Annotated in this window: 12 protein-coding genes; 7 read left to right on the top strand and 5 right to left on the bottom strand. The window is 71.2% G+C overall.

Annotated features, from left to right (window positions below; all coding sequences use genetic code 11):
* On the top strand, window positions 1-749 hold a 749-nt coding region (locus VJS38_RS13170; RefSeq protein WP_324088606.1), incomplete at its 5' end, for a bifunctional precorrin-2 dehydrogenase/sirohydrochlorin ferrochelatase.
* Between the two features lie 3 nt (window positions 750-752).
* Here VJS38_RS13170 and VJS38_RS13165 read toward each other — a convergent pair.
* Window positions 753-2429 carry an MFS transporter gene (locus tag VJS38_RS13165; RefSeq protein WP_324088605.1) on the bottom strand — a complete coding sequence of 559 codons (1677 nt, stop codon included), beginning with the start codon at window positions 2427-2429 and terminating at the stop codon, window positions 753-755.
* A gap of 198 nt (window positions 2430-2627) precedes the next feature.
* Between VJS38_RS13165 and VJS38_RS13160 the strand changes: the two genes are divergently transcribed.
* The 5 genes from VJS38_RS13160 to VJS38_RS13140 all read left to right on the top strand — a co-directional run bounded on the left by VJS38_RS13160 (window position 2628) and on the right by VJS38_RS13140 (window position 5314).
* Window positions 2628-3086, top strand: coding sequence for a hypothetical protein (locus VJS38_RS13160; RefSeq protein ID WP_324088604.1), 459 nt, complete (start codon window positions 2628-2630; stop codon window positions 3084-3086).
* A gap of 71 nt (window positions 3087-3157) precedes the next feature.
* A complete protein-coding gene (locus tag VJS38_RS13155; RefSeq protein ID WP_324088603.1) occupies window positions 3158-3346 on the top strand; it encodes a hypothetical protein in 189 nt (62 codons plus the stop codon).
* A gap of 56 nt (window positions 3347-3402) precedes the next feature.
* A complete protein-coding gene (chpT, locus tag VJS38_RS13150) occupies window positions 3403-4065 on the top strand; it encodes a histidine phosphotransferase ChpT (protein ID WP_324088602.1) in 663 nt (220 codons plus the stop codon).
* 77 nt (window positions 4066-4142) lie between these two features.
* Window positions 4143-4508, top strand: a complete 366-nt coding sequence (locus tag VJS38_RS13145) for a response regulator (protein ID WP_324088601.1) — start codon at window positions 4143-4145, stop codon at window positions 4506-4508.
* A complete protein-coding gene (locus VJS38_RS13140) occupies window positions 4505-5314 on the top strand; it encodes a protein-glutamate O-methyltransferase CheR (protein ID WP_324088600.1) in 810 nt (269 codons plus the stop codon). The genes VJS38_RS13145 and VJS38_RS13140 overlap by 4 nt, the downstream gene beginning before the upstream one ends.
* 61 nt (window positions 5315-5375) lie before the next feature.
* On the opposite strand, the gene VJS38_RS13135 is transcribed toward VJS38_RS13140, so the two are convergent.
* From VJS38_RS13135 to VJS38_RS13120, 4 genes are read right to left on the bottom strand one after another with little or no spacing between them, the layout of a single operon-like run.
* Window positions 5376-5516, bottom strand: coding sequence for an entericidin A/B family lipoprotein (locus VJS38_RS13135; RefSeq protein ID WP_324088599.1), 141 nt, complete (start codon window positions 5514-5516; stop codon window positions 5376-5378).
* A gap of 45 nt (window positions 5517-5561) precedes the next feature.
* Complete coding sequence (locus tag VJS38_RS13130; RefSeq protein WP_324088598.1) at window positions 5562-7283, bottom strand: sensor histidine kinase; 1722 nt, start codon at window positions 7281-7283, stop codon at window positions 5562-5564.
* Between the two features lie 19 nt (window positions 7284-7302).
* Window positions 7303-7917: a sigma-70 family RNA polymerase sigma factor gene (locus tag VJS38_RS13125; RefSeq protein ID WP_324088597.1), complete on the bottom strand. Its 615-nt coding sequence runs from the start codon at window positions 7915-7917 to the stop codon at window positions 7303-7305.
* On the bottom strand, window positions 7917-8105 hold the full coding sequence (locus VJS38_RS13120) for a NepR family anti-sigma factor (RefSeq protein WP_324088596.1): 189 nt from the start codon (window positions 8103-8105) through the stop codon (window positions 7917-7919). The genes VJS38_RS13125 and VJS38_RS13120 overlap by 1 nt, the downstream gene beginning before the upstream one ends.
* A gap of 229 nt (window positions 8106-8334) precedes the next feature.
* Between VJS38_RS13120 and VJS38_RS13115 the strand changes: the two genes are divergently transcribed.
* On the top strand, window positions 8335-9112 hold a 778-nt coding region (locus VJS38_RS13115; RefSeq protein WP_324088595.1), incomplete at its 3' end, for a response regulator.

Genomic DNA, 9112 nt, shown 5'->3' with positions numbered 1-9112 from the left:
CGCTCGCGCCGCAGAGCTACGCCGGCGCAGCGCTCGCCTTCGTCGCCAGCGACGACGACGGCTTCGCGGCGGCCGCGGCGGCGGCGGCGCGGGCCGCGCACGTGCCGGTGAACGTCGTCGACCGGCCGCAGCTCTGCGATTTCACCACGCCTGCGGTGATCGACCGCGGCGAGGTGGTGGCGGCGATCGGCACCGGCGGCGCCTCGCCGATGCTGGCGACCCTGCTGCGCCAGGACATCGAGGCGCGGGTGCCGGAGGGCGCGGGTCGGGTCGCGGCGCTGTTCCGCACCTTGCAGGACGAGGTTCGCGCCGCCTTGCCGGACGTCGGCCGCCGACGGGCTTTCCTGCGCGCCGCCCTGACCGGGCCCGCAGCCGAGGCGGCGATGGCCGGCGACATGACCCGGGCGGCGGCGCTGCTGCGGCAGGCGCTGGCCTCCGGCGAGCCTCTGGCGGGGGCGGTGCAGTACGTCGACGCCCGTGGGCCGGCCGACCTCTTGACCCTGAGGGCCGCGCGCGCCTTGGCGGCCGCAGACGTGCTGATCGCCGACGAGGGGGCCCACGCCGAGGTGCTGGCGCTGGCCCGGCGCGACGCCGAGCGCCGCGGACCGGCCGGTCTCCAGGAACTGAGCGGGCTCGCCGCCCAGGGGCGCCGTGTCGTGCGCCTGATCGTCGGCGCCGCCTGGCGCCGGGAGCAGGCGGCGCTGGACGCCGCCGGCGTGCTGACCGAGGTGCTGCCGATCGCGGGATGAGGCTTAAAAGTGCAACGGCCGGCCCTTGGTCTCCGGCAGGAGGACCAGGCACGACAGCACCGAGACCGCGGTGAAGGCCACCGGGAACCATAGGCCGGCGTAGATGTCGCCGACCGCGGTGACGATGGCGAAGGCGCTGAAGGGGACGAAGCCGCCGATCCAGCCGGTGCCCACATGGTAGGGCAACGACATGGCGGTGTAGCGGATGCGGGTGGGGAACAGCTCCACCAGCGCCGAGGCCATCGGCCCGTAGAGCGCCGTGGCGGCGACCACGAACACCAGCAGCACCGCGAAGGCGCCGGCGAGGTTCATCCGCGCCGGGTCGGCCTTGGCCGGATAGCCCGCCTTGGCCAGCGCGGCCTTGATGTGGGCCTCGACGCCGGCCTTGGCGGCCTTGGCGTCGGGCTTCGACAGGCTGCGGGCGTCCACTGACTGGACGATGTCGCCGCCGATCCGCACCTCCGCCAGGGCCCCGCCGGGGGCGGCCTGGTTGCGGTAGGATACGCCGGCGTTGGCGAGCGCGCTCTTGGCGATGTCGCAGGCCGAGAGGAAGGCCTTCCGGCCGATCGGGTCGAACTGCACCGCGCAGTCGCCCGGCGCGGCGGCCACGACGACCGGTGTGCGGGCGACCGCCTCGGCGAGCGCCGGGTTCAGCGTCTGGGCCAGCATGTGGAAGCCGGGGAAGTAGGCCACGAGCATCAGGGTCATGCCCGCCAGCATCACCGGCTTGCGGCCGATCCGGTCGGAGAGCGCGCCGAACACGACGTAGCCCACGGCGCTGGCGGCGGTGGCCGCGACCATCAGGAAGTTGATGGTCTCCGGCGCGACCTTGAGGAACTTCTCCAGGAAGGTCTGGACGTAGAAGAAGGCGGTGTACCAGACCGCGCCTTGGGCGCACATCAGGCCCAGGAAGGCGATCAGCACCAGCTTCAGGTTCGGCCAGCGGCCGAAGGCCTCGGCGTAAGGCGCCTTGCAGGTCTCCCCCTCGGCCTTCATCTGGGCGAAGGCCGGGCTCTCGGACAGCTTCAGCCGCATGAAGATCGAGACCGCCAGGAGGCCCGCGGAGAACAGGAACGGGATCCGCCAGCCCCAGGCGTCGAACGCCGCCGGCCCGAACGCCTGGCCAAGGCTCACCCGGGTGGCGAGGATCACCATCAGGGCGGCGAACAGGCCGAAGGCGGCGGAGGTCTGCACCCAGCTGGTCGAGCGGCCGCGTGCATGGTCGGGCGCGTGCTCGGCGACATAGATCGCCGCCCCGCCGTATTCGCCGCCGAGTGCGAAGCCCTGGACGATGCGCATCAGGATCAGGAGGATCGGCGAGATCAGGCCGGCGCTCGCATAGCTGGGCAACAGGCCGATGCCGACGGTGGCTCCGCCCATCAGGATGACGGTGATCAGGAAGGCGCCCTTCCGTCCGGCCTGGTCGCCGATTCGCCCGAACACCAGGGCGCCGAGCGGGCGGAAGGCGAAGCCCGCGCCGAACAGGGCGAGCGCGGCGATATAGCCGGCGGCGTCCGGCAGGCCGGAGAAGAAGGTCTTGGAGATGACCTGGGTCAGGCTGCCGAAGACGAAGAAGTCGTACCACTCGAAGGCCGTGCCGGCTGCGGAGGCCGCCACGACCGTGCGCATCGACGGTCCCGCAGCGTGTACGCGCGGCTCGGCGGCGGCGATCTCGGCCATCGACTTCCTTCCTCCCCCGGATCCTCGCGGCGTGCTGTAGCACCCGCCCGAGAGCTGTTGAATGGGGCGTGTTCAAGGCGCAAGCGCCGGCTACAGCCGGAACCATAGTCCGCCTTGGGCCGCTTACCCGCGAGGCGCCCGTCGCCGCGCGGAAACGTCGCGACGGTCCGGGCGGGCGGCTCATCTGTGGAGAGACCCATGAGCATGACCGAGACGGCGAGGGAAACCCGCCGAACGATCGAGGCCGCGGCCTCCGAGGTTCCGGCGAAGGCCGCGGCGGCGCGCGAGGCGCTGGCCGACCTGGGCGAAAAGACCAGGGACCTCGTCCTCAGCCTGCAGACCCGTGCGCGCGATGAGCTGTCGCGCCGCCGTGCGGCCACCGCCGACCGCCTGGAGAACATCGCCGGCGCGCTGCGGTCCGAGGAGACCCCCTCGGTCGAGCGCAGGGCCTTCGGCGTCGCCGCCGGCCCGGCCGTGGCGCTGGCCGTCGTGCTGGGCGCCGGCGTGGCGGTGGGCCTGGTGGTGAGCCGGCAGATGAAGAAGAAGCGGGAGGAGAAGCGCGCCGCCGAGGCCGAGGCGGAGGCGCTGAAGGTCGAGGCCCCGCCGATGCCGCAGGCCATCGAGCAGGCGCCGACCGGGGTCGGGCTCAGCCATTGACGGGGGCGCAACCGTTAACCCTCTCGCCTCGTTCCCCCTTCGCGGAGGCTGGCTCCGCGGAGGATGGCGCGATGCCCGGATCCGGCGTGCTGGAAGTGCTGCGGCCCTATCTGTGGCTCGCCATGATCGCCTTTCTGGTCGGCTTCCTGAGCTACGTCGCGCTGGGCGGCGCGCACGCTTCGGCGCAGTCAGAGCCCAGGTTCGCGCCCAGGGTGTCCGCCCCGGCCGCCGGAGCCTGGAATCTGCCGAAGCGCATCTAGGCCGGGGACGCGGGGGCCGTTTTCGAATGGCTCAAATCACGCCAAGGTCGCCGCCCATGAGTGAAGAATCGGCTGCCCAGAGCGCGCTCGTAACCCGTCCGGCTGAACTCGCCGCCTATCTGGCGGCGCGCATGTGCCACGACTTCATCAGCCCGGCGAGCGCCATCGTCTCCGGGCTCGACCTGCTCGACGATCCGTCCGCCCAGGACATGCGCGAGGAGGCGATGGGCCTGATCGCCACTTCGGCGCGCAAGCTGACCGACCTCCTGCAGTTCTCGCGCGTGGCCTTCGGCGCCTCGGCCTCGGCCGAGACCTTCGATGTGCGCGAGCTGGAGAAGCTAGCCCGCGGGGTCTTCGGCCACATGCGGGCCGAGCTCGAATGGCTGGTGGAGACGCCGTCGGTCAACAAGCCCGCCGCCCGGGCGCTCCTGAACCTGGCGCAGATGGCGGGCGCGGCCCTGCCGACCGGCGGGGTGGCGCGGGTGCGCGCAGTGCAAGAAGGCGCCTCCCTGGCCATCGCCGCCGACGCCGGCGGCCCGCGCGCGAAGCTGCGTCCCGAAGTGCTGCGCGGCCTGCGTGGCGAGCCGCTTGGCGAAGGCCTCCACGGCCACTGGGTGCAGGCCTACTACGTCCACCTGTTCCTGGGGGACGTCGGCGGACGCGTCTTCGCCGATGTGAACGAGGAACGCGTGATCTTCGCCGCGACCGTGCCGATCTAACTGCGCAGTTCGCGCGAGCGAACACCGCTCGTTAACCATGGGGCGCGAGAAAGTACGCCTGGTAAGGAGAGGCGTTCGTGAAGACCTGCCTGGTGGTCGACGACAGCCGGGTGGTGCGCAAGGTGGCGCGCCGTCTGCTCGAAGACCGCGGTTTCGCAGTGGCGGAGGCCGGCGACGGCATGGAGGGGCTCGCCTGGTGTCGGGCGATGATGCCGGACCTGGTGCTGCTGGAGGCGAACATGCCGCTGATGAGCGGCCTGGAGTTCCTGCGCCGCCTCCGGCTGGAGCCGGGCGGCCGCGGACCGAAGGTCGTGTTCTGCTCGGCCGAGGCGAATCTGGACCGGATCCGCGAGGCGCTCGACGCCGGGGCCGCGGAGTACATCATCAAGCCGTTCGACGGTGACATCGTGGCCGACAAGCTGGCGCTGGCGGGGGTGGCATGACGCCTGAGGACCGTGACTTCATGGCCGAGCTGGGCGCCGAGCGCGCCGGGCTCGCGATCGATCCCGACAAGGCCTACCTGATCGAGAGCCGGCTGGGCCCGGTGGCGCGGCGCGAAAGCTTCGGCTCGGTCGCGGACCTGATCGCGGCGGTGCGCGGGGGCGCCGACGAGCGTCTGGAGACAGCCTGCGTCGAGGCGTTGGCCCCGAGCGAGACGCGCTTCTTCCGCGACCGGGCGGTCTTTGAGCACCTGTGGCGCGAGGTCGTGCCGGAGGTGGCCCGCCACCGTCCCGACGGCGTCGTGCGCATCTGGAGCGCCGGCTGCGGCGCGGGGCAGGAAATCTACTCGCTCGCCATGCTGCAGGCCGAGGCGCCGGCGCCCACCGGCCGAGTGGAGCTGTTCGCCTCGGATCTCAGCGAGCGCCTGCTCGATCGCGCCCGGCTTGGCGTCTATTCGAGCTTCGAGGTCCAGCGCGGCCTGTCGGCGCGCCAGCTTGTGCGGCATTTCGAGAACCGCGACGAGCATTTCCAGCTTGCCAAGAAGGTTCGCCAGGAGGTGCGCTGGCGGCGGGTCAACCTGATGGAGGACCTGACGCCCTTGGGCGCCTTCGACATCGTCCTGTGCCGCTATGTGCTGAGCGGCTTCACCGCGCGCGCGCGGTCGGAAACGACGGCCAGGCTGGCCGCTCTCGTCGCTCCGGGCGGAGCTCTGGTGCTCGGCGAGGAGGAAGCCCTGGCCGCCGAGGGCTTCGCGCCCGCCCGCGCCGGCCTCTATCGCCGCGCGGGCGGCGCGCGCGCTGCAGCCTAGAGCACGATCGCAAAACCGGCCCCACGTTTGCGGAACGCGCTCTATCGGCTGCAGCCAGGCCTTACTTCTTGGCGTCTTCGGCGGTGTTGCTCACAGCCTTGCCGGCGGACGACACGTCCTTGCCGGCGCCTTCGACGGTATTACACGCAGCGACGGCCATGCTCGCGGCGGCGATGGCCAGTAGAATGATTTTCCGCATCAATGGCTCCTAAGAGTTATCGCGAAAACTCGCGACCTGCGAAACCACCTATGCTGCAGCTTGGTTCCCCGGGACTTGCACTGAAGCTGCGGAATCCAGCGAAGGAGTTGGGAAAAGCAGCCTTGCGGTCACACCGCCGGACGGATTACGGACCAATTCCGCTCGTCCGCGCAACTGGCGGGCGAAGGCGGTCATCAAGGTGCGGCCGACCCCGGCGCCGCCGAGCGCCGCCTCATTGGCCTGGCCGTCGTCGCTGATCTCGAGCACCGCCTCGTCGCCGCGGACGTGGAAGTTGACGGTCAGGGCGCCGCCACGCTGGGCGAAGGCGTGCTTCTGGGCGTTGGTGATCGCCTCGACCGCGAACAGGGCCAGCGGGGCCAGCCGGTCGGGGTCGATCACCAGGGCGTCGACGGAGAGCTCGGTGCGCACGCCCGGGCCATGCAGCATCTCGCCGGCGACCAGCTGGGCGGTGAGCTCCTCGAGGAACGGCCGCAGGTCGACGCGCTTCAGGTCGGGGCCCTGGTAGAGGGCGCGGTAGATCAGCGCCAGCGCCGTGATCCGCTGACGCGTGTCGGACATCGCCGCCCGTGCGGCGGGATCGGTCAGCGCGCGCTGCTGCATGTTGAGCAGGCTGGAGATGACCTGCAGGTTGTTCTTCACCCGGTGGTGGATCTCGCGCATCAGCGCGTCCTTCTGGGCGAGCGAGTCCCGGAGCGAGGCGTCGCGGCCGACGATGCCCTCGGCCATCTGCTCGAGGGTGGCGGCCAGGTCGCGGATCTCCGGCGGCATCTGCTCGGCCTGGATCGGCCGCACGCTCAGCCGGCCCTTGGCGTAGAGGGCGGCGATCCGCTGCAGATAGGCGATCCAGCGCACCACCACCCGCTCGATCACCACCGAGACGGCGGCGAGGGCGATGACGAAGGTGAGGAGCGGGAACAGGATCCCGGTCAGCGGGTTCAGCCGCGCCCACGAGAGCAGCCCGGGCGAGCGGGCGGAGAGTACGACGAAGACGTCGTCGCTGACCGCGGGCGCGGCGGAGAACACCCGCCGCTGGCCATCCGGGCCCACGGCGTACCAGACCGCCGCGCCCTGCTTGGCCGCGCGGCTGCGCCAGTCGGCGGGCAGCGCCCCGAAGGCCTTCGGATTGGTGGCGTTGATCACCCGCCCGCGGCCGTCGACCAACGCCACCTCCGAATGGCTGGGAAGCGTCGGATCGCTGGCGGACGGCTGCAGGCTGGACAGTGGGATCACCGCGGCGAAGGCGCCCTGGAACGCGCCCTTGGCGTCCACGGCGCGGATCGCCGCCAGCACCGAGGGCTCGCCGGCGTAGGCCTCGCCGGTCTCCCGGGTCACGACGATGCCGTCGCCGCCCTCGAGCTCGCGGAACCACGACCGGTCGACGCGGTGCGGATCGTGCGGCACGCCGCCGGCGGCGCAGGCGACCCGGCCGTTGCGGTCGAAGCGGATCAGATTGGCGTAGCCGGGGATGCGGTGGGTCACCTGGGCCAGCCGCTGAGCGCACTGGAAGCCGATCGAGCCGGGCGCCAGCGTCTCCAGCAGGATGTCGGCGCTCTCCAGTCGCGCGCGGGCGGCCGCTGCGCTGCGCTGGGCGGCGGCCGCCAGGCTTTCCTTGAGGGTGGCGTCTTCCCGGTGGAAGGCGATCGCGGTCTGCAGCACGCCGAGCAGCAGCACCGGCAGCAGGGCAAGCGCCAGCGCCGCCGTCAGGCGGACCCGAATCGTGCTCAGCGAAGCCCTGGGCCTGCCGGTCATTGTCCGCCGACGTCCGTCCTCAACGGACGGTGCTTAGCCGTTCCGCGTCCGCGAGGATAGACCGCATGGCGTCTCCGGCGGCGGCCCCGTCGCGCTCGTAGTTCCCCTCGTCGAGGATCGCGTGCAGCGCCCGCCGGGCCCGGCTCACGCGGCTCTTCACCGTGCCGACGGCGCAGCCGCAGATCTCGGCCGCCTCCTCGTAGGCGAAGCCGCCGGCGCCGACCAGGATCAGCGCCTCGCGCTGTTCGGGCGGCAGCATCGCCAGGCCCTGGCGCAGCTCGTCGAGCGCCACCGGGGCCTCCGGGTCGTCCACCGCCACCAAGGTCCGCTCGGCGGCCTCCTGGTCGAGCTGGCTCTGGCGCCAGGACCGCCGCTTCTCGGAGTAGAACTGGTTGCGCAGGATCATGAAGGTCCAGGCCTTCATGTTGGTGCCCATCTGGAAGCTGGCGCGCGCGTCCCAGGCCTTCATCATGGCGTCCTGCGCCAGGTCGTCGGCGGCGGCGGGGTCGCCGCACAGGGTCCGCGCGAAGGCGCGCAGGTGCGGGATCAGCTGCACCAGTTCGCGCTTGAAGGCGTGATCGTCCGCAGGGCGCCGCGCGGCGGGCGCGGCCTTGAGCTGGTCTTCGTCAGCCATCAGCCGTTCTCCGACGACCGGCTGTCGGCGCGGCGGAGAATTTCCAGAAATTCCTCTGGCACCTGCTCGTTCACCACCTCGTCAAACATCTGCCGCAAGCGGACGCCGATCGCCTGTTGACGCAGCCGCGCCTCGTCCATGGCGGCGGACGACCTGCGTCGCTCTTCTGAAGGCCGTTGTTCGATCATGTTATCGGCGCTCCGCTGTCGCGGCGGCCGCCCCCTCGTTGCATCTTCGTCAGCGCTCAACGCCCGACTCCAGACCCAGTTCCCTCATATGAGAGTCAAGATGCCGAAAACCCCCAGGCGCGGGAACCGGTTCCACCAGATAACGTTCTTGCTCCATGATAAGGCGGTCGGGGGCGATGCCTTTTGGCGCGCCCTATGCTGCATCGTTGCAAAACGGGAGGGGTAACCCTTGAGTCTTCTTGCCCGACTGGCGCCACACTTGCCTTATGTGCGCCGCTACGCGCGTGCGCTCACTGGCGACCAGACGACCGGCGACCACTATGTCCGCGTCGCGTTGGAAGCGCTCGCCGCCGGGGAGCGTGTGCTGGAAGCTAACCTGACGCCGCGGGTCGCGCTCTATCATGTGTTTCACGCCATCTGGTGCACCTCCGGCGCCCAGCTCGAAGGGCCCGCCGACGACGAGCGCGACGGCGACGACACCACCCGCCGGCTGATGCGCATTGCGCCGCGCTCGCGCCAGGCCTTCCTCCTGACCGCGCTCGAAGGCTTCACCCCGACCGAAGCCGCCCAGATTCTCGGCACCGACTTCGCCGAGGTCGAGCGGCTGATCGCCGAGGCCCAGGCCGAGATCGACGCCGAGCTCGCCACCGACGTGCTGATCATCGAGGACGAGCCGGTGATCGCCGCCGACATCGAAGCCCTGGTCAAGGAGCTCGGCCACACGGTGGTCGACATCGCCGCGACCCGCACCGAGGCGGTGGACGCGGTCGCCCGCAAGACGCCGGGCTTGGTGCTGGCCGACATCCAGCTGGCCGACGGCTCCTCCGGCATCGACGCGGTCAAGGACATCCTGTCGCATTACGACGTGCCGGTGATCTTCATCACCGCCTTCCCCGAGCGGCTGCTGACCGGCGAACGGCCGGAGCCGACCTTCCTGATCACCAAGCCGTTCCAGCCGGAGACGGTGAAGGCCGCCATCGGCCAGGCGCTGTTCTTCCACCCGCGCC

The organism is Phenylobacterium sp. (assembly GCF_035276905.1).
Taxonomy (GTDB): Bacteria; Pseudomonadota; Alphaproteobacteria; order Caulobacterales; family Caulobacteraceae; genus Phenylobacterium.
The sequence above is the reverse complement of the archived record's forward strand: the minus strand, read 5'-3'. Positions and strand labels throughout refer to the sequence as shown.